Origin of the sequence: Plasticicumulans acidivorans (assembly GCF_003182095.1) — a bacterium.
GTDB classification, from domain to species: domain Bacteria; phylum Pseudomonadota; class Gammaproteobacteria; order Competibacterales; family Competibacteraceae; genus Plasticicumulans; species Plasticicumulans acidivorans.
Genome location: NZ_QGTJ01000002.1, coordinates 133802 through 157983, shown reverse-complemented (window position 1 = coordinate 157983; position 24182 = coordinate 133802). Strand labels below are relative to the sequence as shown.

Annotated in this window: 21 protein-coding genes; 6 read left to right on the top strand and 15 right to left on the bottom strand. The window is 67.7% G+C overall.

Annotation, left to right across the window (positions count from 1 at the left end; translation table 11 throughout):
• Positions 1 to 26: 26 nt before the first annotated feature.
• On the top strand, positions 27 to 1616 hold the full coding sequence (locus C7443_RS03280) for an ABC-F family ATPase (RefSeq protein WP_110017149.1): 1590 nt from the start codon (positions 27 to 29) through the stop codon (positions 1614 to 1616).
• 12 nt (positions 1617 to 1628) lie between these two features.
• Positions 1629 to 2243 (top strand): trimeric intracellular cation channel family protein, encoded by a 615-nt coding sequence (locus C7443_RS03275; RefSeq protein ID WP_110017148.1) that lies wholly within the window; start codon positions 1629 to 1631, stop codon positions 2241 to 2243.
• A 57-nt stretch (positions 2244 to 2300) separates the two neighbouring features.
• Here the strand turns inward: C7443_RS03275 and C7443_RS03270 are convergent, their stop codons facing one another.
• From C7443_RS03270 to C7443_RS03255, 4 genes are all read right to left on the bottom strand, one after another.
• Positions 2301 to 3074: an amino acid ABC transporter ATP-binding protein gene (locus tag C7443_RS03270; RefSeq protein WP_281279373.1), complete on the bottom strand. Its 774-nt coding sequence runs from the start codon at positions 3072 to 3074 to the stop codon at positions 2301 to 2303.
• A gap of 28 nt (positions 3075 to 3102) precedes the next feature.
• The gene (locus tag C7443_RS03265) at positions 3103 to 4206 is read right to left on the bottom strand and encodes an amino acid ABC transporter permease (protein ID WP_110017147.1); all 1104 of its coding nucleotides are present in this window, start codon (positions 4204 to 4206) and stop codon (positions 3103 to 3105) included.
• Position 4207: 1 nt separating this feature from the next.
• Positions 4208 to 5395, bottom strand: a complete 1188-nt coding sequence (locus tag C7443_RS03260) for an amino acid ABC transporter permease (protein ID WP_110017146.1) — start codon at positions 5393 to 5395, stop codon at positions 4208 to 4210.
• A 91-nt stretch (positions 5396 to 5486) separates the two neighbouring features.
• The gene (locus C7443_RS03255) at positions 5487 to 6509 is read right to left on the bottom strand and encodes an amino acid ABC transporter substrate-binding protein (RefSeq protein WP_110017145.1); all 1023 of its coding nucleotides are present in this window, start codon (positions 6507 to 6509) and stop codon (positions 5487 to 5489) included.
• Between the two features lie 422 nt (positions 6510 to 6931).
• Here C7443_RS03255 and dauA point away from each other — a divergent pair, with 422 nt between their 5' ends.
• Positions 6932 to 8698 (top strand): C4-dicarboxylic acid transporter DauA, encoded by a 1767-nt coding sequence (gene dauA, locus C7443_RS03250; protein WP_110017144.1) that lies wholly within the window; start codon positions 6932 to 6934, stop codon positions 8696 to 8698.
• Positions 8699 to 8725: 27 nt separating this feature from the next.
• Positions 8726 to 9541, top strand: a complete 816-nt coding sequence (gene nudC / locus C7443_RS03245; RefSeq protein WP_110017143.1) for an NAD(+) diphosphatase — start codon at positions 8726 to 8728, stop codon at positions 9539 to 9541.
• Positions 9542 to 9549: 8 nt separating this feature from the next.
• On the opposite strand, the gene C7443_RS03240 is transcribed toward nudC, so the two are convergent.
• The 5 genes from C7443_RS03240 to C7443_RS03215 form a co-directional block, all read right to left on the bottom strand.
• Positions 9550 to 10341 (bottom strand): response regulator, encoded by a 792-nt coding sequence (locus C7443_RS03240; protein ID WP_110017142.1) that lies wholly within the window; start codon positions 10339 to 10341, stop codon positions 9550 to 9552.
• 82 nt (positions 10342 to 10423) lie between these two features.
• A complete protein-coding gene (gene ispG, locus C7443_RS03235) occupies positions 10424 to 11656 on the bottom strand; it encodes a flavodoxin-dependent (E)-4-hydroxy-3-methylbut-2-enyl-diphosphate synthase (protein ID WP_110017141.1) in 1233 nt (410 codons plus the stop codon).
• Positions 11657 to 11728: 72 nt separating this feature from the next.
• Positions 11729 to 13723, bottom strand: coding sequence for a monovalent cation:proton antiporter-2 (CPA2) family protein (locus C7443_RS20050; protein ID WP_170123470.1), 1995 nt, complete (start codon positions 13721 to 13723; stop codon positions 11729 to 11731).
• Between the two features lie 109 nt (positions 13724 to 13832).
• Complete coding sequence (locus C7443_RS03220; RefSeq protein WP_146213223.1) at positions 13833 to 14156, bottom strand: hypothetical protein; 324 nt, start codon at positions 14154 to 14156, stop codon at positions 13833 to 13835.
• Between the two features lie 66 nt (positions 14157 to 14222).
• Positions 14223 to 14828, bottom strand: coding sequence for a MarC family protein (locus C7443_RS03215; protein ID WP_110017139.1), 606 nt, complete (start codon positions 14826 to 14828; stop codon positions 14223 to 14225).
• A gap of 192 nt (positions 14829 to 15020) precedes the next feature.
• Between C7443_RS03215 and C7443_RS03210 the strand changes: the two genes are divergently transcribed.
• Positions 15021 to 15812, top strand: a complete 792-nt coding sequence (locus C7443_RS03210) for a haloacid dehalogenase type II (RefSeq protein WP_110017138.1) — start codon at positions 15021 to 15023, stop codon at positions 15810 to 15812.
• A gap of 4 nt (positions 15813 to 15816) precedes the next feature.
• Here C7443_RS03210 and C7443_RS03205 read toward each other — a convergent pair whose 3' ends face one another.
• From C7443_RS03205 to cfa, 5 genes are all read right to left on the bottom strand, one after another.
• The gene (locus C7443_RS03205; RefSeq protein ID WP_110017137.1) at positions 15817 to 16746 is read right to left on the bottom strand and encodes a DUF2628 domain-containing protein; all 930 of its coding nucleotides are present in this window, start codon (positions 16744 to 16746) and stop codon (positions 15817 to 15819) included.
• Positions 16747 to 16867: 121 nt separating this feature from the next.
• Positions 16868 to 18001 carry an ABC transporter permease gene (locus C7443_RS03200; protein ID WP_342774195.1) on the bottom strand — a complete coding sequence of 378 codons (1134 nt, stop codon included), beginning with the start codon at positions 17999 to 18001 and terminating at the stop codon, positions 16868 to 16870.
• The gene (rbbA, locus tag C7443_RS03195) at positions 18001 to 20736 is read right to left on the bottom strand and encodes a ribosome-associated ATPase/putative transporter RbbA (RefSeq protein ID WP_146213222.1); all 2736 of its coding nucleotides are present in this window, start codon (positions 20734 to 20736) and stop codon (positions 18001 to 18003) included. The genes C7443_RS03200 and rbbA overlap by 1 nt, the downstream gene beginning before the upstream one ends.
• A complete protein-coding gene (locus C7443_RS03190) occupies positions 20718 to 21686 on the bottom strand; it encodes an HlyD family secretion protein (RefSeq protein ID WP_110017135.1) in 969 nt (322 codons plus the stop codon). Before C7443_RS03190 ends, rbbA begins: the two co-directional genes overlap by 19 nt.
• A gap of 76 nt (positions 21687 to 21762) precedes the next feature.
• Entirely contained in the window at positions 21763 to 22929 is a 1167-nt protein-coding gene (cfa, locus tag C7443_RS03185) for a cyclopropane fatty acyl phospholipid synthase (RefSeq protein WP_110017134.1), read from the bottom strand.
• Positions 22930 to 23177: 248 nt separating this feature from the next.
• On the opposite strand from cfa, the gene C7443_RS03180 reads away from it, so the two are divergent.
• On the top strand, positions 23178 to 23591 hold the full coding sequence (locus tag C7443_RS03180) for a hypothetical protein (RefSeq protein ID WP_110017133.1): 414 nt from the start codon (positions 23178 to 23180) through the stop codon (positions 23589 to 23591).
• Here the strand turns inward: C7443_RS03180 and C7443_RS19785 are convergent.
• Positions 23579 to 23935, bottom strand: coding sequence for a hypothetical protein (locus C7443_RS19785; protein WP_146213221.1), 357 nt, complete (start codon positions 23933 to 23935; stop codon positions 23579 to 23581). The two genes, C7443_RS03180 and C7443_RS19785, sit on opposite strands and share 13 nt — an antisense overlap.
• Positions 23936 to 24182: the final 247 nt, after the last annotated feature.

The following is a 24182-nucleotide window of genomic DNA, read 5'->3' as shown; positions in this document are numbered from 1 at the left end:
ATCCAACCTGATTGCGGGACCCGTAGATGATTTCCACCGCCAACATCACGATGCAGTTCGGCGCCAAGCCGCTGTTCGAGAACGTCAGTGTCAAATTCGGCAATGGCAACCGCTATGGCCTGATCGGGGCCAACGGCTGCGGCAAGTCGACGTTCATGAAGATCCTCGGCGGCGACCTCGACCCCAGCGCCGGCATCGTCATGCTCGAACCCAATGTGCGCCTCGGCAAACTGCGCCAGGACCAGTTCGCCTATGAAGAGCAGACCGTCATCGACACGGTGATCATGGGGCATGCCGAGCTGGCACGGGTCAAAGCCGAGCGCGACCGCATCTACGCGCTGCCCGAGATGAGCGAGGAAGACGGCATGGCCGTCGCCGAGCTGGAGGTGCAGTTCGCCGAGATGGACGGCTATACCGCCGAGGCGCGCGCCGGCGAGCTGCTGCTCGGTGTCGGCATCAGCGAGGATCTGCACTGCGGGCCGATGAGCGCGGTCGCGCCGGGCTGGAAGCTGCGCGTGCTGCTGGCGCAGGCGCTGTTCGCCGACCCCGACGTGCTGCTGCTCGACGAGCCGACCAACCACCTCGACATCAATACCATCCGCTGGCTGGAGGGCGTCATCAATGCCCGCAACAGCACGATGATCATCATTTCCCACGACCGCCACTTCCTCAACAGCGTGTGCACGCACATGGCGGATCTCGATTACGGCGAGCTGCGCATCTACCCCGGCAACTACGACGACTACATGACCGCCTCGACGCAGGCGCGCGAACGCCTGCTCGCCGACAACGCCAAGAAGAAGGCGCAGATCGCCGAGCTGCAGTCCTTCGTCAGCCGCTTCTCGGCGAACGCCTCGAAGGCGCGTCAGGCCACCTCGCGGGCGCGGCAGATCGAAAAGATCAAGCTCGAAGAGGTCAAGCCGTCGAGCCGTGTCAGCCCGTTCATCCGCTTCGAGCAGCACAAGAAGCTGCACCGCCAGGCGGTGACGCTGGAGTCCGTCAGCAAGGGTTACGAGCCGGGGCGGCCGCTGTTCGAGAAGCTCAGCCTGCGCATCGACGCCGGCGAGCGGGTGGCGGTCATCGGCCCCAACGGCGCCGGCAAGACCACGCTGTTGCGCTGCCTGGTGGGCGAGCTGACACCGGATGCCGGCGAGGTCAAATGGGCCGAGGGCGCGGATATCGGTTACTACGCGCAGGACCACGCCGATGACTTCGCCGAGGAGGCGACGCTGTTCGAGTGGATGGCGCTCTGGACCCGTGGTGACGATCAGATCGTGCGCGGCGCACTCGGCCGCATGCTGTTTTCCGGCGACGAGATCGGCAAGTCGGTGAAGGTGCTCTCCGGTGGCGAGCAGGGCCGCATGCTGTTCGGCAAGCTGACGCTGACGCGACCCAACGTCATGCTGCTCGACGAGCCGACCAACCACCTCGACATGGAATCGATCGAGGCGCTGAACCTGGCGCTGGAGAACTACCCGGGCACGCTGGTCTTCGTCAGCCACGACCGCGAGTTCGTCTCCTCGCTGGCGACGCGCATCATCGAGTTCACCGCCGACGGCCTGGTCGACTTCACCGGCAGCTACGAGGATTACCTGCGCAGCCAGGGCATCAACTGACGGCCGGCCGCCGTGCTGCAGGTGCTCGATCTGTTCGGCGTGTTCGTCTTCGCCATCAGCGGCGCCGCGGTGGCGGCGCGCAAGCAGCTGGATCTGTTCGGCGCGCTGGTGCTGGCGACGGTGACGGCGCTCGGGGGCGGTACCCTGCGCGACGTGCTGCTCGACCGTCATCCGCTCGGCTGGTTCGGCGATGCCACGCCGCTGCTGGCGGTGCTCGCCGCGGTGCTGCTCAGTGTACTGTGGTGCCGCTGGCGGCCGTTGCCGCGGCATGCGCTGGCCGTCGCCGACGCCATCGGCCTCGGCGTGTTCTGCGTCGTCGGCACGCGTATCGCGCTCGAAGCCGGGCAGAGCGGGGTGATTGCGGTGATCCTCGGCGTGATGAGCGGTGCCTGCGGCGGCCTGATCCGCGACGTGCTTTGCGCCGAGGTGCCGATGGTGCTGCGTCAGGATGTCTATGCCACGGCTGCGGCCGCCGGCTGCACGCTGCTGCTGGCGATGGACCGTCTGGCGGTGGCGCCGGGTATCGGTCTGCTCGCCGGCGGCGGGTTGATCGTGGTGCTGCGCCTCGGCGCGATCTTCTGCGACTGGCATCTGCCGCGCTTCGTGCTGCGCGGCGAGGATGACTGATACGCCAATGAAAAAGCCGGCTTGCGCCGGCTTTTTTTGCGACGAATGCTCCGCGCCTCAGTGATTGCTGATGATCTGGCTGAGGAACAGCTTGGTGCGCTCGTTCTGCGGATGGTTGAAGAAGGTCTGCGGGTCGTTCTGTTCGATGATCTCGCCGCGGTCCATGAAGATCACGCGGTTGGCGACCTGCTTGGCGAAGCCCATCTCGTGGGTCACGCAGAGCATGGTCATGCCGTCCTCGGCCAGACTGACCATGGTGTCGAGCACTTCCTTGACCATTTCCGGGTCGAGCGCCGAGGTCGGCTCGTCGAACAGCATGATCTTCGGCTGCATGCACAGGCTGCGGGCGATCGCCACGCGCTGCTGCTGGCCGCCGGAGAGCTGGCCGGGGTACTTCTTCGCCTGATCGGGGATCTTGACCCGTTCAAGGTATTTCATGCCGAGCGCCTCGGCCTCTCGGCGCGGCATCTTGCGCACCCAGATGGGCGCCAGCACGCAGTTTTCCAGCACCGTCAGATGCGGGAACAGGTTGAAGTGCTGGAACACCATGCCGACTTCGCGGCGGATCGCCTCGATGTGCTTGACGTTGCTGGTCAGCTCGGTGCCGTCGACGATGATCTGCCCCTGCTGGTGTTCTTCGAGGCGGTTGATGCAGCGGATCGTCGTCGACTTGCCCGAACCCGAGGGGCCGCAGAGCACGATGCGCTCGCCCTGCTGCACGGTGAGGTTGATGTCCTTGAGGACGTGGAACTGGCCGTACCACTTGTGTACGCCCTTCATTTCGATCATCACCTTGTCGGTGATGCCCGGCGTGACTGCGCTTGCGGTCATGGTCGGAGTCTCCTGAAAGTGAAGCGGCTCAGCGCTTGTGGCCGGTGTGCAGACGACGCTCCAGTGCCTGGCTGTAGCGCGACATGCTGAAGCAGAACACCCAGTACATCAGCGCCGCAAAGACGTAACCCTCGGTGGCGAAGCCGAGCCAGTTGGGGTCGACGGCGGCGGCCTGGATGCTGTTGAGCAGGTCGTAGAGGCCGATGATGATGACCAGCGAAGTGTCCTTGAACAGCGCGATCATGGTGTTGACGATGCCGGGGATCACCAGCTTCAGCGCCTGCGGCAGGATGATCAGCCCCATCGCCTTGGGGTAGTTGAGGCCGAGCGCATCGGCCGCTTCGTACTGCCCCTTCGGAATCGCCTGCAGGCCGCCGCGCACCACCTCGGCGATGTAGGCCGACTCGAACAGCACCACGCCGATCAGCGCGCGCAGCAGCTTGTCGAAGTTCATGCCCTCGGGCAGGAACAGCGGCAGCATCACCGAGGACATGAACAGCACGGTGATCAGCGGCACGCCGCGCCAGAACTCGATGATGACCACGCAGACGCTGCGGATGATCGGCATCTTCGAGCGCCGGCCGAGCGCCAGCAGGATGCCGCCGGGCAGGCTGCCGGCGATGCCGACGACGGCGATCGTCAGCGTCAGCATCAGGCCGCCCCACTGCGAGGTTTCGACCAGCGGCAGGCCGAACAGCGGACCGGTGTAGAGGCCGTAGGCGATCAGCGGATAGGCGAAGAGCATGAACAGCGCCGAGGGCATGCGCAGCGGATTGCGCTTCATGAACAGCGGTGCGGCGCCGACGACGGCGAGCAGCCACGACAGCTGGATGCGCCAGCGTTCCTCGGCCGGGAAGAAGCCATACAGGAACTGATCGAGGCGCACCTTGATGAACACCCAGCAGGCGCCTTCGCCGTGGCAGGCGCTGCGGTCGCTGCCGCTCCAGTCGGCCTTGAACAGCAGCCAGTTCAGTGCCGGCGGCAGCAGCAGCCAGATCAGGTACAGGCCGAGCAGCGTCAGCGCGCTGTTCAGCGGCGAGGAGAACAGATTGGCGCGCAGCCAGCCGATGACGCCGGTCGAGGCGCTCGGCGGTGGCAGGTCGGGATGCGGAACATGCGTGCTCTGGCTCATCTCAGCGCTCCACCAGCGCCATGCGCTTGTTGTACCAGTTCATCAGCGTCGAGATCGCCAGCGACAGCGCCAGGTACACCGACATGGTGATGGCAATGGTCTCGATCGCCTGGCCGGTCTGGTTGAGCACGGTGCCGGCGAAGGTGGAGACCAGGTCCGGGTAGCCGATCGCGGCGGCGAGCGTCGAGTTCTTCGCCAGATTCAGGTACTGGCTGGTCAGCGGCGGAATGATCACGCGCATTGCCTGCGGGATGATGATCAGACGCAGCGTCAGGCCCGGACGCAGGCCGAGCGCGCCGGCGGCCTCGGTCTGGCCGTGGCTGACGGCGAGGATGCCGGCGCGCACCGTCTCGGCGATGAACGCCGCGGTGTAGATGCTCAGCGCTGTCAGCAGTGCCGCCAGCTCGGGGATCACCACCCAGCCGCCGCGGAAGTTGAAGCCGGCGAGGTGCGGCACCTCCCAGCTCAGCGGCTGGCCGGAGAGGAAATAAACGATCAGCGGCAGGCCGACGATCAGCCCGAGCATCGCCCAGAGGGTGTGGAACGGCTGCCCGGTGGCCTCCTGGCGGCGCTGTGCCCAGCGTCGCACCAGCAGTGCGGCGACGATGGCCACGCCGAGCGCGACGACGACCCAGCTGAAGTGCTCGCCGAAGATCGGCCGCGGCACGTACAGGCCGCGGATGTTGAGGAACACGCTGTCACCGAGGCTCATCGAGTCGCGCGGCGCCGGCATGTTGCGCAGCACCGCGAAATACCAGAAGAAGATCTGCAGCAGCAGCGGGATGTTGCGGAAGGTCTCGACGTAGATCATCGCCAGCCGCGAGATCAGCCAGTTCTTCGACAGACGGGCGATGCCGAGCGTGAAGCCGATGGCGGTGGCCAGCGCGATGCCGAGCACTGTGACCAGCAGCGTGTTGAGCAGGCCGACCCAGAACACGTAGCCGTAGGTGTCCGAGGCCCCGTAGGGAATCAGCGACTGGACGATGCCGAAACCGGCGGTTGAATCGAGGAAGCCGAATCCTGAGGCGATACCGCGACTTTCCAGGTTGTGGCGGGTGTTTTCGAAGAGGTACCAGCCGAAGGCGATCACCGCGAGCAGGGTGATGACCTGGAACACCACGGCACGAACCGTGGGGTCGTTCCAGAGCGGCGGCTTGGTCGGGGTGAGCCCCTTGTTGGGATTGTTCATGACCGCTCCTGCAGAAAGTCAGCGCGAGACGGAGCACCAACGCTTGCGGCCGCGCAGGCGTACGCGACCGCAAGCGTGCCAGGGCCGCGGGTCAGCGGATCGGCGGCGCGTACTGCAGGCCGCCCTGATTCCACAGGGCGTTGAGGCCGCGGGCGATCTTCAGCGGGCTGCCTTCGCCGACGTTGCGGTCGAACATCTCGCCGTAGTTGCCGACCTGCTTGACGATCTTCACCACCCAGTCATTGGGCAGGCCGAGATCCTTGCCCTTGTCGCCCTCGACGCCGAGCAGGCGCTTGACGTCCGGGTTGGTCGAGGTCTTGACCATCTGCTCGACGTTCTTCGAGGTCACACCGAGCTCTTCGGCATTGACCTGGGCAAACAGCGTCCACTTGACGATGTCGAACCACTCGTCGTCGCCGTGGCGAACCACCGGACCCAGCGGCTCTTTGGAGATGACTTCCGGCAGCACGATGTAGTCGTCCGGTGCGGCCAGCTTGATGCGCTGGGCATAGAGCTGCGACTGGTCGGAGGTGAGCACGTCGCAGCGGCCGGCCTCCAGCGACTTCGCCGACTCGTCGGACTTGTCGTAGGTGATCGGCGTGAACTTCATGTTGTGGGTGCGGAAGTAGTCGGCGAGGTTGAGCTCGGTGGTGGTGCCGGCCTGGATGCAGACCGCGGCGCCGTCGAGTTCCTTGGCGCTCTTCACGCCGAGCTTCTTGTTCACCAGGAAGCCCTGACCGTCGTAGTAGGTGACGCCGGTGAAGTTCAGGCCCAGCGCGCTGTCGCGCGAGGAGGTCCAGGTCGAATTGCGCGAGAGCACGTCGATTTCACCGGACTGCAGCGCGGTGAAGCGCTCCTTGGCGGTCAGCGGGGTGAACTTGACCTTGGTCGCGTCGCCGAACACCGCGGCGGCAACGGCACGGCAGAAGTCGGCGTCGATACCGATGACGTTGCCCTTGTCATCGGTGTAGGAGAAGCCCGGCAAGCCGTCACTGACGCCACATTGGACGAATCCCTTCTGCTTGATGGCGTCGAGCGTGGCGCCTGCGTGGGCAGTGCCGGCCACGGCCAGCAGGATGGCGGCGCTGAGTGCGCAGTGTTGGAGCTTGCTCATGAATACCTCCGGAGAATGAGTCGGCTCACGTTGTCATGAAAGCTTGACGACGACGCTGGCCGACGGAACGCTGAATGGCAGTTCACAACCGCAACTATCGGATTTGCGAAGCCTGCCGACGACAAAGTCTAGTCGGCGGCAAATCCGTGGACAGTGGCGGCCGATCAAGTCGACGGCAATTCAGCGTGACAACTGCCGGTTTGACTGGAAGGCCGGCAATCCACTGATTTAAGCATCATGCATGCCATGAATAGCGTCAGGGCTGCAAATCAGCGGCATACCAGCGCTTTGCGGCAGTGCAGCGGAGGTGCCCGACTGTGCGTGCTACGATCGCGCCGCCCATCCCGGCGCGAAGACCGGGCGGCTGCACCAAGGCAAGGCGCACACGGCCTCGCCACCAAAAGACGGGACAGAGGATGAAAATGACCACGGAGCAGCGGGGCGGCGTGCCGTTCGCCACCGCCTTGCGGGAGACTTTGCGGCGCGGCTACCGCGGCGCCGATCTGCGCGCCGACCTGCTGGCCGGCATCACCGTCGGCATCGTCGCCGTGCCGCTGGCGATGGCGCTGGCGATCGGCGCCGGCGTGCCGCCGCAGTACGGCTTGTACACGACCATCGTCGCCGGCCTGCTGATCGCGATCTGCGGCGGTGCGCGTTTCAGCGTCTCGGGGCCGACGGCGGCGTTCATCGTCATCCTGCACCCGATCGCGGCCCAGTTCGGCATGGGCGGGCTGGTGCTGGCCAGCCTGCTGTCGGGACTGATGCTGCTGTCGATGGGGCTGGCGCGCATGGGCCGGCTGATCCAGTTCATCCCTTACCCGGTGACCACCGGCTTTACCGCGGGCATCGGCGTGGTCATCGCCAGTCTGCAGTTCAAGGATTTCTTCGGGCTGACGCTCGCGCATTCGCCAGAAAGCTTTTTCGAACGCATGCAGGCCGTCGTCGCCGCGCTGCCGGGCTTCCACGGTCCGGATCTGCTGATCGGCGTGCTGACGCTGGCAGTGCTGCTGCTGTGGCCGCGGTTGCGCACGCCGATACCGCAGCACCTCGCCGCGCTCGCCATCGCCACGCTGCTGGCCTGGGGACTGAGCCAGACGGTCGATGGCTTCCAGGTGGCGACGATCGCCTCGCGCTTTTCCTACAGCCTCGATGGCGTGTTGCACGGTGGCATTCCGCCGCTGCCGCCGCAGTTCGTCTGGCCCTGGCAGCTGCCGGGACCGGATGGCGCACCGCTCGGCCTGTCGCTCGGCGTGATCAAGGAACTGATCGGCCCGGCGATGGCGATCGCGCTGCTCGGCGCCATCGAATCGCTGCTGTGCGCGGTGGTCGCCGATGGCATGACCGGCACCAAGCACAATCCCGATGCCGAGCTGGTCGGTCAGGGCATCGGCAACATCGTGGCGCCGCTGTTCGGCGGCATCGCGGCGACCGGCGCGATCGCGCGTACCGCCACCAATATCCGCGCCGGCGGCCGCTCGCCGCTCGCCGGCGTCATCCACGCCGTGTTCGTGCTGCTGGTGGTGCTGGTGCTGGCGCCGCTGCTCGGTTACCTGCCGATGTCGGCACTCGCCGCACTGCTCCTGCTGGTGGCGTGGAACATGAGCGAGCTCAAACACTTCGCGCACATTCTGCGGGCCGCACCGCGCAGCGACATCGTCGTGCTGCTGGTCTGCTTCAGTCTGACCGTGGTGTTCGACATGGTCATCGCCGTCGGCGTCGGCGTGGTGCTCGCGGCGATCCTGTTCATGGATCGCATGGCGGCGTTCGCCGGTACCCGTCTGACCGGCGAGGAGCTGCATGAATTCGACGAGATGCTGCCGGCGCGCACGCGTCTGTACGAGGTCGCCGGGCCGCTGTTCTTCGGCGCCGCGGAAAAAGCGATGGCCGCGCTGCACCAGATCGACGATCACTGCGAGGTGGTCATCCTCGATCTCGCCGCGGTACCGGTGATCGACATGACCGGCCTGGTCGCGCTCGATTCGGCGATCGCCCGCCTGCATGCCGACGGTATCTGTGTGGCGCTGGCCGGCGTGCAGGGGCAGCCGGCCGAGGCGCTGCGCAAGGCCGGCATCGAGGAGATTCCCGGCCGGCTGCTGATCGAAGCGAAACTTGCCACCGCAATCTGGCGGGTGCGCCGTCACCTCGGCCTCGACGATGCCGATACGCGGTTGACCGATACGCTCAACTAACTGCCACGCCTGTCACGGAGACTGCCGATGCTGTTGTTGCCCGACGACTATCTGACCGCGCCGATCGACGATGGCGCCGGCGGTCCCGCCTGGTGGTTCGTGTTCAGCGGCGACCGCCTGCTGGTCGACTGCCGTGACGGCGCCGTCAAGCTGCCCTTCGGCACGCGTGCGCCGTGCGTGCTCGACGCGCCGCTGCACCTCGGCCGTCGCGCCGGCGTCGCCTGTTATGCCGCCGCCCTGCCGAACGATGCGCCGCTGGCCGACGGTCTGCGGCTGGAGAGCCTGCGCCGCCTGTGGGGGCAGCTCGATGCCGGCCTGATCGGTATCGCCGGCCAGGCGCTGCAGGTGCTGACCTGGGATCGCGAGCATCATTTCTGCGGTGCCTGCGGCACGCCGACACAGCCCGTCGCCCACGAGCGCGCGCGTCGCTGCCCGGCCTGCGGTGTGACTGCCTATCCGCGCATTTCGCCGGCGATGATGGTGCGCGTCACCCGTGGCGACGAGATCCTGCTGGCGCGCGCGGCGCGTTTTGCGCCGGGCTTTTTCTCGGTACTGGCCGGCTTCGTCGATCCGGGCGAATCGCTGGAGCAGTGCCTGCGCCGCGAGGTGCACGAGGAAGTCGGCCTGGAGGTGAAGAACCTGCGCTATTTCGACAGCCAGTCCTGGCCGTTCCCGCATTCATTGATGCTGGCTTTCAGTGCCGAGTGGGCTGCCGGTGAAATCACCATCGACGGTGTCGAGATCGTCGAGGCCGGCTGGTTCCGCCGCGAGGCGATGCCCGACATGCCATCGTCGATGAGCATCGCCCGCCGTCTGATCGACGACTGGCTGCGTGCCGGCTAGGCAGGGCTTCAGTCGCTGGCGAGCAGGCGCTGGATGTAGCGCTTGAGCGCCCGCGCGTCGAAGGGTTTGTGCAGGAATTCCGAGACGCCGGCCTGGCGCGCTTCCTCGATACGCGAGGCGTCGGAGTCACTGGTCACCATGATCACCGGCACCGAACGCTGCTGGCTCTCGTTGCGGATGTAGCGCACCAGCTCGACGCCATTGACCTTCGGCATATGCAGGTCGGTGATGACCAGGTCGAAATACTCCTCAGCGATCAGCGGAATGGCATCGGCGCCGTCGGCGGCCTCGCTGATGTGCTCGATGCCCATGCCGTGCAGCAGTTGACTGAGGAAGCGGCGGATCGCGGTGGCATCGTCGACCACCAGCAGGCGCAGTTCGTCGACGTCGCGTCCTTCGATATGCAGCTGGCCCGGTTCGAGGTGATCGAGCACCGAGTTCAGCGCCTCACGCAGAAAGTGGATGTCGAAGGGTTTGTGCACGATCGCCGCCGCGCCGGACTGGCGCAGCGGCTCCAGCCGCGCCTCGTTGGTTTCGGCGGAAATCAGCACGAAGGCCGGTCGCAGTGCCCGCTCCAGGCTGTTGACCTCGCGGGCGAGGTCGGCGCCATCCATGTCGCACAGGTACAGCCGGCTGATGACCAGATGCAGGTCGCGGGCGCGCACGATCGCCAGGGCTTCGGCACCGGTGGCGACCCGCTCGACACGGCTGACACCGGCATCGTGCAGCAGGCGGGTGATGATCGTCGTCTGGCTGTTGGAGGGCTCAACCAGCAGGACGCTGAGATCGCTGATCTGCATTGCGGACGTCTCCTCCTGGCCCGGACGCCTGGGCAGGACATGTCCTGCGCAGTCTAGGAGGAAACTGGCCGGGTGGCGTGCCTCAGGCGGTGGTGTAACGACGCTTCACGTAGTCTTCGACGATGGCTTGGAATTCCGTGGCGATGTGCTCGCCCTTGAGCGTCACGGTCTTCTGGCCGTCGACGTAGACCGGCGCCACCGGCTCTTCGCCGGAGCCGGGCAGCGAGATGCCGATATTGGCCATCTTGCTCTCGCCGGGGCCGTTGACCACGCAGCCCATCACCGCCACCGTCATTGCTTCCACGCCCGGATGGCTGCCGCGCCACACCGGCATCTGCTCGCGCAGATAAGACTGGATCTGCTGCGCGAGCTTCTGGAAGTAATCCGAAGTGGTGCGCCCGCAGCCCGGGCAGGAGATCACCATCGGCGTGAACGAGCGCAGGCCCATGCACTGCAGGATTTCCTGAGCGACGATCACCTCCTGCTCGCGCGCCGCGCCCGGCTCCGGCGTCAGTGAGATGCGGATGGTGTCGCCGATGCCCTCCTGCAGCAGCACCGCCAGCCCGGCGGTGGAGGCGACGATACCCTTCGAGCCCATGCCGGCCTCGGTCAGCCCCAGGTGCAGCGGGTAGTCGCAGCGCGCGGCGAGCTTGCGGTAGACGGCGATCAGATCCTGCACGCCGGAGACTTTGGCCGAGAGGATGATGCGGTCGTGGCCGAGGCCCAGCGCCTCGGCGGCGGCGGCGCTCTCCAGTGCCGAGGCGACCAGCGCCTCGTGGGTGACGACGGCGGCATCCCAGGGTTCGGCACGGCGGGCGTTCTCGTCCATCATCCGCGCGATCATCGCCGGGTCGAGCGAGCCCCAGTTGACGCCGATGCGCACCGGTTTGTCGAACTCCACCGCCATGCGGATGATCGCCGCGAATTTCTCGTCGCGCTTGCTGCCGCGGCCGACGTTGCCGGGGTTGACGCGCCACTTGGCCAGCGCGCGGCCGCAGGCCGGGTGCTTGCCGAGCAGGCGGTCGCCGTTGAAGTGGAAGTCGCCGACCAGCGGCACGCTCAGCCCCATGTCATCGAGGCGGGCGCGGATTTCCGGCACCGCGGCGGCGGCCTCTTCGGTATTGACGGTGATGCGCACCAGCTCCGAGCCGGCGCGGGCGAGCTGCGCCACCTGGATCGCCGTGCGCACGGCATCGGCGGTGTCGGTATTGGTCATCGACTGCACGACGACCGGCGCATCGCCGCCGACGCTGAGGTGGCCGACGCGGACCGCGACCGTCGGATGGCGCGGGATCGGGGAGACGGATTGGCTCATGGCGAGACCTTCCACTGAACGCTGGCGGGTCGAAAGGGGCGTGGATTATCGCAGATGCCGGCGCCGGTCGGCTCAGTCGGGCTTGAGCCCGCCGCCCGGACGTCGGGCGGACGCCGCATCGCCCGCCGTGGCATCGTCATCGGCCTTGACTTCGGGCCCGGCCGGCGCAGCCTTTTCGGCTTCGGCTTCGGCTTCGGCTTCGGCTTCGGCTTCGGCTTCGGCTTCGGCTTCGGCTTCGGCTTCGGCTTCGGCTTCGGCTTCGGCTTCGGCTTCAGGCTTCGGCGTTGCCGGCGGGGCGGGGCGGGGTGCTTTGCTGGCCGAGCGGAAGCCTGCCTCCATCTCTTCGAGCAGGCGGCGGGCGATGCTGTGCAGCTGCTCGACGTCGTGATGCTCGCCATGCAGGCGCTGCAGCAGTTCGAGGTCGAGCCGACGCATGCGCCGCAGGTCGGCGCGGACCGGGCGCAGCGGCTCGCCGAGGGCGACGGCCACCTGCTCGCCCATTTCCAGCGCCGACAGGTAGGTGTCGGTGCTGACCACTTCGGCACCGCGATCCATCAGCGCGAAGCTGTGCATCACGTCGCGGCTGCGCGCCAGCACGCGCAACTGCGGAAAATGCATGCGCGCTGCCTCGACCGCCAGCAGCGTCGAGTCGATGTTCTCCATCGTCACCACCAGCACCTTGGCCTCGCCGGCGCCGGCGGCGCGCAGCACGTCGGCGCGGGCGGCGTCACCGAAGTAGATCGGGTGCTGGAAGCTGCGGCCGAGCTCGATCAGCGACATGTCGGTTTCGAGCACGGTGAAGGGGATGCCGCGCAGGCGCAGGAAGCGCGCCAGTGTGCGCCCGAAGGTGCCGTAGCCGGCGATCAGCACCGGCGTCGGCGTCGGTACCTCGACCGGGCGCAGCTTGCGCTCGGCGGCCGGTTTGATGTGTCGCGCCAGCCACTCGTAGAGGCCGAGCAGCAGCGGTGTCATCACCATCGACACCGTCACCGCCATCACCAGTTCATCCTTCTGTCCGCGATCGAGCAGGCCGTAGGACGCCGCCGTGGCGAACATCACGTAGGCGAACTCGCCGCCCTGCGCCAGCAGCACCGCGACGTGCGCCGCCGGCCGCCGGCTGACGCCGAACAGCCGCATGATGACGAACAGCAGCAGCAGCTTGATCGCCACCAGCCCGGCGGCGATCAGCAGCACGCGCAGCGGGTTGGCGCTGAGCAGCGTCAGATTGGCGTTCATGCCGATCGCGGCGAAGAACAGGCCGAGCAGCAGGCCCTTGAACGGCTCGATGTTGGCCTGGATCTCGTGGCGGAACTCCGAGTCGGCCAGCAGCATGCCGGCGAGGAAGGCGCCGAGCGTCATCGACAGGCCGATCTGCTCGAACACCAGCGCGGTGACGCCGACCACCACCAGTGAGCCGGCGGTGGCGATCTCGTGTGAGCCGGTGTAGGCGATGACGCGAAACACCCACGGGATCAGCCAGCGGCTGGCGATCACCACCGAGGCGATCGCCGCCAGCGCGATCAGCGCATCGCGCCAGCCCGGCAGCGAGCTGTCGCCGGCCGGCGCGAACAGCGGCAGCAGCGCCAGCATCGGGATCACCGCCATGTCCTGCAGCAGCAGGATGGCGAAGGCGTCGCGGCCGTGCGCGCTGTGCAGTTCGCCTTTCTCGCCGAGCAGCTGCATGACGAAAGCCGTCGATGACAATGACAAACCGAAGCCGACGACGAAGGCGGTGCCGATGGCATAGCCGAGTGCGCTCAGCGCGCCCATGATCGCGCCGCCGGTGACCAGTACCTGCGCGCCGCCGAGGCCGAGCACCGGCCGGCGCAGCGCCCACAGCCGCGAAGGCTGCATTTCCAGACCGATGATGAACAGCAGCAGCACCACGCCGCGTTCGCCGAGGTGCAGGATCGCTTCTTCGTCGTGGATCAGGCCGAAGCCATAGGGGCCGATGACGATGCCGGAGGCGACGAAGCCGAGCACCGAGCCGAGGCCGATGCGCTTGGTGATCGGCACGGCGATGACGGCAGCGGTGAGGATGACGACGATCCGGGCGAGGTCGGACATCGTGGCAAAACTCCGGCGGGCGGTTCAGGAGCGCAGAGACTACGCGATCCGCCGTACGGTTCCTTCACCGCCGTGTCATCGTCGGTAAAGACGCCGCCGGCGGGGGTTCTCAGGCGCCGCTGGCGTCGATCAGGCCCTGCAGCCAGTCTTCGAGCGCGTGCGCTTTGTCCTGCGCGGTCTGCTTGCTGTTGCAGATGTCGCGTGGCTCGGCGAAGGCGCTGGCGAAGTCCTCGCCGGTCAGCCAGGCACAGAGCGCATAGGTGCAGGCGCTGTCCTCGTCCTTGAGCCCGAACAGCGCGGCGCGGCGCAGCACCGGGCGCAGGAAGGCGAGCAGCTCGCTGTCCGGCAGGGCCGCCGCGTCCGGGAATTCCTCGCGCAGGCGGGTGGCAACGGTTTCGAGCAGGCGCTCGACGGCGGTGAAGTCGACGAGCATGGCGGCGCTCTCCGTGATCGAAAGGCGGTCACGGTAGCCGCTGTCCACGGCGGGCGGCAACGGCTTTCAGTGCACGCCGTGGCCGAGGAAGCCGACGATGCCGGTGAACACGATCTGCGCGGCGATCGAGGCGACGAACAAGCCGGTGATCTTCTGCAGCACCGCCAGCGCCTTGTCGCGCAGCAGGCGCTGCATCCAGCCCGAGCAGTAGAGCAGCGCACCGATGGTCGCCCCGGCCAGCAGCAGCGAAGCGACGAACACCAGCAGCTCCAGCGGTCGCCGCGGTTCGGCGCCCATCACCATCAGCACGCCGATGACGCCGGGGCCGACGGTGATCGGGATCGCCAGCGGCACCACGGCGACATCCGTGGTGTCGGCGGCCTCGCTGGTCTGGCGGTTGCCGCCGATCAGCGACAGTGCGCTCAGAAACAGCACCGAGCCGGCGCCGATGCGAAAGGCATCGAGGGTGATGCCGAACAGATCGAAGATGTAGCGGCCGAAGAAGAACATCGCGTAACTCGCCACCAGCACCGCCGCTGCCACCTTCAGCGCCGTGCGCCGCTTGTCGCGCTCGCTCATGCGCGCGGTGATGGCGATGAACGAGGACAGCACGAAGAACGGCGTCATGATGAACACGAGCTTCAGGTAGTCGTTGATGAAGGTGGTGAGCACGGTCGGGTACCACGGGCTGGGGGGCGGCCACCGACCTTAGCGGTGCGTTTGCTGCGCCGCCAGGCAGGCGGCGTACAGCCGGCGTGACGGCGCGCCGGCGCGTGAATCCACGCCGCTGCCGGCTGCGTAGGGATGACGGTCGACATGCCATCGGCGTGCGACGCCTTCCGCAAGCTGCCCAGGAGTTCTTCGATGCCCGTCAATCGCCGTGATTTCCTCACCCTCGCCGCCGGTGCCGGCATGGCCGCCGGTTTGCTCGCCGGCTCTCGCCTGGTGCGCGCCGCGACCCCTGCACCGATCGGTGCGGTTGCCCTCGACGGCTTCACCACCTTCGATCCGCGGCCGCTGGTGGCGCGCGCCGAGCGGCTGTTTCCGGGGCAGGGCCAGGCGCTGGCGCTGGCCTGGCGCACCCGGCAGTTCGAATACACCTGGCTGCGCACGCTGATGGGCCGCTATACCGGCTTCTGGCAGATCACCGAGGAGGCGCTTGGCTACGCCGCCGCGCAGCTGCGTCTGCCGCTGAGCGGCGCGCAGCGCGACGAGCTGATGCAGGGCTACCGCGAACTGCGCGCCTGGCCGGATGCCGCCGCCGCGCTGCAGCGCCTGCGCGCGGCCGGCGTGCGTCTGGCCTTCCTGTCGAACTTCTCGGTGGAGATGCTCGATACGGCGGTGCACGGCAGTGGCCTTGACGGGCTGTTCGAGCCGCATCTGAGCACCGATCGCGTGCAGGCCTTCAAGCCCGATCCGCGCGCCTACCAGATGGGCGTCGATGCGTTCGCACTGCCGCGCGAGCGCATCGCCTTCGCCGCCTTCGGCGGCTGGGATGCCGCTGGTGCCAAGTCCTTCGGCTATCCGACCTACTGGGTCAACCGCCTCGGCGTGCCGCTCGAACAGCTCGGCATCAGCGCCGATGCCAGCGGCCCCGGACTCGATGGGCTGGTGGCGTTCGTGCTCGGCGCTCCGCGCGCCCAGGCACCGGCGTAGGCGTTCAGCGCAGTCGCGCGCGGCAGTTTTCCGGCAGCAGCTGCGCGGACAGCTGCGTGCTGCGGCAGTGCCACTGCAGGCCGCCGGCGGCGACTTGCGGTGTCAGGTCGAGCACGCCGGCGGGTGCCGGCTGGGCCAGTGTAATGCGCAGTGAGCCGTCGAGCGGCGTGTACACCACTGAACCGGCGCCGAGCGGCGGCGAGGCGGTAAAACCGGCGTGCTCCAGCGACGGCGGCAGCGCGCCGTGCTCTTTGTAATAAGCGTCGATGGCCTGCTGCATCTGCTGGCCGAAGCCGAGGATTTCGGCGATGCGCCGTTTCTGCTGGAGATCGTGAGCCGAGGGCAGCACCACCGCGCCGATTAAACCGTTGCCGAACAGCAACGCTGCCATCAGCACCAGCGCGACCGGGTGGGTGGTGCCGCCGCGGCCGCAGAGCTCGCCGAGCTGGCGCTGCGGATGCTCGTGGCGGCCGAGCACCGCGCGGATCTGGCGCTCGCAATGGCGGTAGTAGATGGCGTTGGCGAGCAGCGCCGGCAGCAGCCAGAACAGCACGAAGCCGAGCACGCCGATCATGCCGGAGGCGATCGCGGAGCCCTCGCCGAGCGCCGCGCGCGCCAGGCCGCTGGCAACGCTGAAGCCGTAGAGCAGCGCCAGGCTGAAATAGATCGCGGCCTCACCCCACAGCTTGCGATACAGCAGCCAGGGCAGCGTGCAGAAGAACGCCGGCCAGTGCCACGTGAGGCCGGCTGCACCCTGCTGGTGATAGCGGGCAAAGCGCTTGAGGTAATAGTCGCGCCGGTGCGGACCGACGATCTCGGCAAACAGCTGCGCCGGAGTGGCCGCAGCTGAAGGGCTGGTCTGCAGGCGGTTGCCGCACTGTGCGCAGAAGGCGGCATCGGTCGGGCAGGGTGATCCGCAGCGAGGACAGAACATCCCGGTCTCTCCATGGCGTTCGGCGGGCGCTGCATGGTCCCAAGCCGGGCCGGCACTGTCGACGAGCAATGGCGTGCGCTAGCTCACAGCGCGGGCGCCTCGCCGGGCACCGCCGGTGCGCTCAGTCGGCCGCGCGCGCCAGTGTGGCGCGCAGCCGGTGCGCGGCGATGGCGAAGAACAGCGTGCCGATCGCCAGCATCAGCGCGAACTGTGGCCAGATCACGGCAAAGCCGGCACCGCGGTAGAGGATCGCCTGCATCACCGCGGTGAAATGCGTCGACGGCGAAAACTGCATCACCCACTGCACCGCCAGCGGCATGCTGTCGAGTGGCGTCGAGCCGCCGGAGAGCATGCCCATCGGAAAGACCACCGGAATCGCCAGCAGGCCGAGCTGCGGCATCGAGCGGGCGATGGTCGCCAGAAAAATGCCGATCGCCGCCACCGAGCAGCTGTAGATGAAGGCCGCCGAGAGGAACAGCGCCAGCGAGCCGCGCGACGGCACGCCGAGCACGCCGTGGATCATCAGCGTCACCGCCAGCGCCGAGGCGACGACGATCACTGTCGCCGTCGCCCAGACCTTGGCCAGCATGATCTCGATCGGCGTCAGCGGCAGCACCAGCAGGTGTTCGAGCGTGCCCTGCTCGCGCTCGCGGATCATCGCCGCGCCGGTGAGCACGATCGACAGCAGCGTGATGCTGTTGATGATCATCATCGGCCCGAGGAACCACGGCATGCGCAGGTTCGGGTTGAAGGCCACGCGCACCACCTGCGTCACCGGCTCGATGGGCACGGCGCGGCGGCGGCCGGCGAATTCGGCGATCTCGGCGCTGAAGATCTGCTGCAGGTAGTTGGCGCCGATGCCGGCCTGGCTCATCGCCGTGGCATCGACGTTGACCTGCAGCGTCGGCTGGCGCCCGGCGAGCACGTCGGCCTGGAAGTCCGGCGGGATGTCGACGACGAAGGTGTAGCGCCCAGCGTCCTGCGCGGCATCGATCTCGGCGTTGCTGATGCGCGCCGGGTGCTGGAAGTACGGCGGCTGCGGTGCGTCGATCAGCCGCGCCGACAGCGTGCTGGCGTCCTCGTCGACGAAGGCGATCGAGGCGTTGCGCAGTTCGATGCCGGTGGCGGTGGCGGTGACGTAGATCAGCACGGTGAAGGCGTAGATGATCAGCACCACCAGCACGCGATCGCGTGCCAGCGCGACGAATTCCTTGCGGCCGAGTTCGAGGACGTTGCGCAGGTGCGGATTCATCATCAGCGCTCCCGGGTGCGCAGCAGCGCCCGCGCCAGACTGAGGTAGACCAGGCAGAACAGCAGCAGCTGGGCGTATTTCGGCACCAGCGCCGCCGGGCCGAGCGCCTTGGTGAAGGCGCCGACGGCGATCGCCAGGAAGTAGCTCGCCGGAAAGCTGTAGCCCATCACCGCCGCGCCGCCGCTCATCGAGGAGATCGGCGCGATCAGGCCGGAGAAATTGATCGACGGCAGCATGGTGAGGATGAAGCTGCCGAACAGCGCGGCGATCTGCGTGCTGGTCAGCGTCGAGATCAGCAGGCCGAAGCTGGTCGCCGCCCAGACGTAGAGCGCGGCACCGGCGGCGAGCGCGGTCAGGCTGCCCTTCAGCGGCACGTCGAACAGCGTCACCGTCATGAACGCCATCAGCGCGAAGTTGATCAGGCCGACGCCGATATACGGCAGCTGCTTGCCGAGCAGGAATTCCAGCCGCGTCGCCGGGCTGGCGTAGAGATTGGTGATCGAGCCGAGTTCTTTTTCGCGCACCACGCCGAGCGCGGTCAGCGTCGCCGGGATCACCAGCAGCAGCAGCGCCAGCACGCCGGGGACGATGGCGTTGACCGAGCGGAAGTCCTGGTTGTAGCGAAAGCGTGTGTCGATGCCGGCCAGCGCCGGCGCGGCGGGCGCGTTCTCGCGCGCCAGCTCGTTGAGGAACTGCGTGTGTGCGCCGAGCAGGTAGCCGCGCGAGGTCTCGGCGCGGAAGGGGATCGCGCCGTCGAGGCGAAAACTCACTTCCGGGCGGCGCCCGGCGCGCAGGTCGGCGCCGAAGCGCGGCGGAATCTCGATGGCGAAGCTCAGTTCGGCGTTGAGCAGGCGCTGTTCCAGCTCGGCATGCGAGGCGGCCGGCGGCCGCTCGGCGAACTGGCGCACGCCGTGGAAGGCGTCGAGATAGGCGCGGCTCTCCGGCGTGCGGTCCTGATCGAGCACGGCGTATTTCAGGTGCTCGACGTCGAGCGAGATGCCGAAGCCCATCACCGTCATCAGCACCAGCGTGCCGAGCAGTGCGAAGGCGAGGCGGATCGGATCGCGGCGCAGCTCCAGGTGTTCGCGCCAGGCGAAGGTCAGCAGCCGGCGCAGCGAAAAATGCGCCGAGGCGGCGATGGCACCGGCGTGCACCGGCACTTCGCCGGCCTCGTGCTCCGGCATGGCCTCGCCGGCGCGGGCTTGTTCGAGGTGATGGATGAAGGCTTCTTCCAGCGTTGCCGTGCCGCTCGCCGCCACCAGCGCCGCCGGCGTGTCCTGCGCCAGCACGCGGCCGGCGTGCATCAGCGAGATGCGATCGCAGCGCGCCGCTTCGTTCATGAAGTGCGTGGAGATGAAGATCGTCACCCCCTGTTCGCGCGAGAGCTCGATCAGCAGCTCCCAGAACTGGTCGCGGGCGACCGGATCGACGCCGGAGGTCGGCTCGTCGAGGATCAGCACCTCGGGGCGGTGGATGATCGCCACCGCCAGCGACAGGCGCTGGCGCAGGCCGAGCGGCAGGCTCTCGGCCGTGGCGTCGCGCAGCGCGCCGAGGCCGAAGCGCGTCAGCAGGGCCTCGATGCGCGCCGGGACCTCGGCGTCGGCCAGACGCAGCAGGCGGGCGTGCAGCTGCAGGTTGCGCAGCACCGACAGCTCGCCGTACAGCGAAAAGCTCTGCGACATGTAGCCGATGCGCAGGCGCACGCCGAGATCCTTGCCGTCGACCGGTACGCCGAACAGCTCGGCCTCGCCCTCGCTGGCCGGCAGCAGGCCGGTCAGCATCTTCATCGTCGTCGTCTTGCCGCAGCCGTTGGAGCCGAGAAAGCCGAAGATTTCCCCGCGTTCGATGCGAAAGCTGACGTGATCGACCGCGGTGAAGTCGCCGAAGCGCCGCGTCAGCCCGCGCGCCTCGATGGCGACGGCGTGATGGTCGGCCGGCCGCGGCGGGATCACCACGGCGTGATGGCCGGCGCGGCGCTCGGCCGGCAGCAGCGCGATGAAGCTTTCTTCGAGCGTCGCGCTGCGGGTGTGCGCGCGCAGTGCCGCCGGCGCGCCGGTGGCGAGCACGCGCCCGGCGTCGAGCAGTACCAGCGTGTCGAAGCGCTCGGCTTCTTCCATGTAGGCGGTCGCCACCAGCACCGACAGCCCCGGCCGGCGCGCGCGGATGCGCTCGATCAGCTCCCAGAACTGGCGCCGCGACAGCGGATCGACGCCGGTGGTCGGCTCGTCGAGGATCAGCAGGTCGGGGTCGTGGATCAGCGCGCAGCACAGGCCGAGCTTCTGCTTCATGCCGCCGCTGAGCTTACCGGCCGGGCGCTCGGGGAACGGCGCCAGGCCGGTGGCGTCGAGCAGTTCCTGGCGGCGGGCGGCCAGCTCGCGCCCGCGCTGGCCGAACAGGCGGCCGAAGAAGTCGATGTTCTCGGCCACCGACAGCGTCGGATAGAGGTTGCGGCCGAGGCCCTGCGGCATGTAGGCGATGCGCGGCGAGCAGTCGTCACGGTGGCGATCGTCGGCGATGTCGCCGCCGAGCACCGTCACCGTGCCCTGCTGGCCGCGGCGCACACCGGCGACCAGGCCGAGCAGCGTCGACTTGCCGACGCCGTCCGGGCCGATCAGCCCGACCATGCAGCCGGCCGGCAGTTCGAGCGTCAGCCCGTCGAGGGCGAGGACCTGGCCGTAGCGGTGACTGACGCCGTCGAGGCGGGCGACGCTCGCCGGGCTCAAGGCGTCGTCAGCCATGACGGCCACTGCGCATGGGCCTCGGTGCGCACGATGACGACGCCGGGCAGGCCGGGCTTGGCATACGGGCGCTGCGCGGCGGTGACGGCGACGCGGGCTTTGACGCGGAACGACAGCTTCTGCCGCTCCTCGGCGGTCTCCACCGACTTCGGCGTGAACTGCGCCTGATCGGCGACGAAGGAGATCGTTGCCGGCAGCGGATGCTCGGGGAAGGCGTCGAGCAGCACCCGCGCTTCGGCGCCGAGCGCCAGGCGGCCGGCGACCTGCTCGGGCAGGAATACCGTCATCCAGGTGTCGTCGAGGTCGATCAGCGTCAGCACGCGGCCGCCGGCCGCGAGCACTTCGCCGGGCTCGGCCAGGCGGTACTGCACGCGGCCGCTGCGCGGCGCGGTGAGTTCACCGTCGTTGAGCTCGATCCGGGTCTGCGACACCGCGGCGGCGGCGGACTCGATCGCCGCCTGCGCTTCGATCAGCTGGATGCGTGCGGCCTGCAGTGCGGCCTCGGCAACGCGCTGGCGGTTGCGGTCGGCATCGACCAGTTCCTGCGAGACGCTGCCGTGCTTGACCAGCCCGGAGGAGCGTTCGAGCTGCTGCGCGGCGAACTTCGCCTCGCTCTCGAAGCGGCTGATCTGCGCCGCGGCGTAGCGTTTTTCCTGTTCGGCGCGGCTCAGCTCGGCGTGCGCGCGCGCCAGCGCGGCGATGGTTTCGCGCACGTCCATGCGCACCAGCACCTGACCGGCCTGCACCATGTCGCCTTCATCGACCAGCACTTCGGCGATGCGGCCGGCGCGCTTGGTGGCAACGTCGACCTCGGTGGCCTCGGCACGGCCGTTGGCCTGCGCAAAGCCGGGCGGCAGCACGCGGTCATCGCGATGCTGCCACCACCAGGCGGCGCCGGCGCCGGCCACCACCAGGACCAGCAGGCCGATCACCATCCTCAGCGCTTTCATCGGGCTCTTCCTCTGACCGCTCATCGTCGCGGCAGTCTAGAGCCCCTGACCCGGCATTGCGCTTGCCTGCGATCAATCAGCGCGGCGCGCGGTAACCGCCGCGTACGCCGCCGCGCGCCAGCACGACCTGCCACAGCTGGGTGTCGCGGGCACGGAAGGCGCCGGCGCAGCACAGCAGGTAGTAGCGGAACATGCGGTGGAAGCGCTCGTCGTAATGCAGCGCCAGTTCCGGCCAGGCGTGCTCGAAGTTGGCATGCCAGCTCATCAGCGTGCGGTCGTAATCGGCGCCGAAGTTGTGCCAGTCCTCGATGACGAACCGCTTTTCGGCGGCCCGTGCAATCTGCTGCACCGAGGGCAGGATGCCGTTGGGAAAGATGTACTTCTCGATCCACGGATCGACCGTGCTGGCCGTGTACGAGTTGCCGATGGTGTGCAGCAGCAGCAGTCCGCCGGGGCCGAGGCAGCGGTAGGCGATCTCCATGAAGCGCTGGTAGTTGCGGTGGCCGACGTGTTCGAACATGCCGACCGAGACCACCCGGTCGAAGCGCTCATCAATGCTGCGGTAGTCCTGCAGGCGGATCTCGACTGGCAGCCCGGCGCAGCGCTCGCGCGCGAGCGCGGCCTGTTCCTGCGAGATGGTGACGCCGACGACGCGGACGCCGTGCTCGCGCGCTGCGTACTCGGCCAGCCCGCCCCAGCCGCAGCCGATGTCGAGCAGGCGCATGCCGGGCTGCAGGCCGAGCTTGGCGCAGATCAGCGCCAGCTTGTCGCGCTGTGCCGTGGCCAGATCGCGGGCGCGCGCCCAGTAGCCGCAGCTGTAGCTCATCGTCGGATCGAGCAGGCGCGAGTAGAGCAGGTTGCCGAGGTCGTAATGCTGGCGCCCGACCTGAAAGGCACGGCGCCGCGACTGGGCGTTGATCAGGCGATCGCGCAGCAGCTGCAGCCACTGCGCCGGGCGGCGGCCGGCGCGGGCGTCGATGCCGTGGCTGAGCAGGCGGGTGAACAGCGCGTCGAGCCGCTGGCAGTCCCACCAGCCGTTCATGTAGGACTCGCCGAAGCCGAGTGAGCCGCCGAGCAGCGTGGCGCGGAACATCCGCGGGTCGCGTACCTGCAGATCGTGCGGGCGTTCACCGTCGAGCTGCACGTCGGCTTGCGCCAGCAGGCGGCGGCACCAGCGTTCAGCCCAGGTCTGGCGGCGGTTGGCGGCTAGCGGAGGCAGCGTGAAGACGGGGAGATTGCGCATGGCTCGTCTCCTGGCCCGCACCCGTGCCGGACCGGCGCGCGGGTTCGCTAGGGTGAAAACATGACGTCCGGCGATATCGGTAAGGCAAGCTTTTTCCGCATCGCGTCATTGATCAAATTGATTGTTTTAATGCGATAAATCGTCAAACGCTATGTGTCCGGGCAGCGCGCCGGCGGGGAGAGCGTTCCCACACATTCGTTACGCCTATACGATCAGGCGATCGCTCGACCTCGCGTGGACTTCTGTCGATGAGATGGCTACCGGACTGGCTTGTTCCGTCCCGCGCACGCTCGCTGCCCGGCCAGCGCTGGCTCAACATCGCACTGCGGACCCTGCACCTGTGCGGCATCGCCGGCATCGGCGGCGGTTTTCTCTACGCGGCGGATGCCGAGCTGTGGCGCGGCTGGCTGTGGCTGACGCTGCTCAGCGGCCTCGGCCTGGTCGCGCTGTCGGTGTGGAGCGAAGGCGTGTGGCTGCTGCAGGTGCGCGGCCAGGCGGTGATGCTCAAGCTGCTGCTGCTCGCCGCGGTGGATGTCTGGCCGCAGGCCACGCCCTGGCTGTTCCTGCTGGTGATCGTGATCTCCTCGGTCGTCGCCCACGCTCCCGGCCGTGTGCGCTACTACTCCGTGTGGCATGGCCGGCGTATCGATCAGCAGCGTTGAAAGACCGCGCGGACGGAGCCGTGCATCACGATTCCCGATGAACTGCGGCTGCAGGCGATGACGCAAGTGCCGCGCCCAATCGTTTTCTGATCTGCCTCGCGGGCAGGGGGGCATGGTCGTCCGCTCTGCATGGCGAATCGATCCAGCCGTTTGAGCTTTGTTGAGGGGGCCTCGCGGTCTGCTCTGGCATCAAAAGCGCCGACGATCTCTATGCCCAATGAATCTGCATTATTTGGATACCTGTCAGGCGAGGATCGCTGCCGTTGCCAATGCAGGTGTTTTAAGCCGCCAAGGTCAATAAAAAAGTGGTGATTTCCTGGCAGCGCATCATGTCCTTCGGGCACGGCTGTGGCTCCTGACGGACCCATGCGGTCAGTTCGCCGTGACGGTCAGGTCTGCGTCGCGCAGGCCTTGTTTCAGCGACTGCAGACTACGGTTTCAGCAGTTCTCACGATGTAGTCAATGCCCTGGCAGTGTTCGTTGAATGATTCGTTTGACGCGGGTTGCTGATGCCGTGGATTGCCTGTTTCTGTGGTTGGTTTAATGTTTTTGAAATCGAATTAAAAGCACTAAGGTGTTGGGTATGGCGAG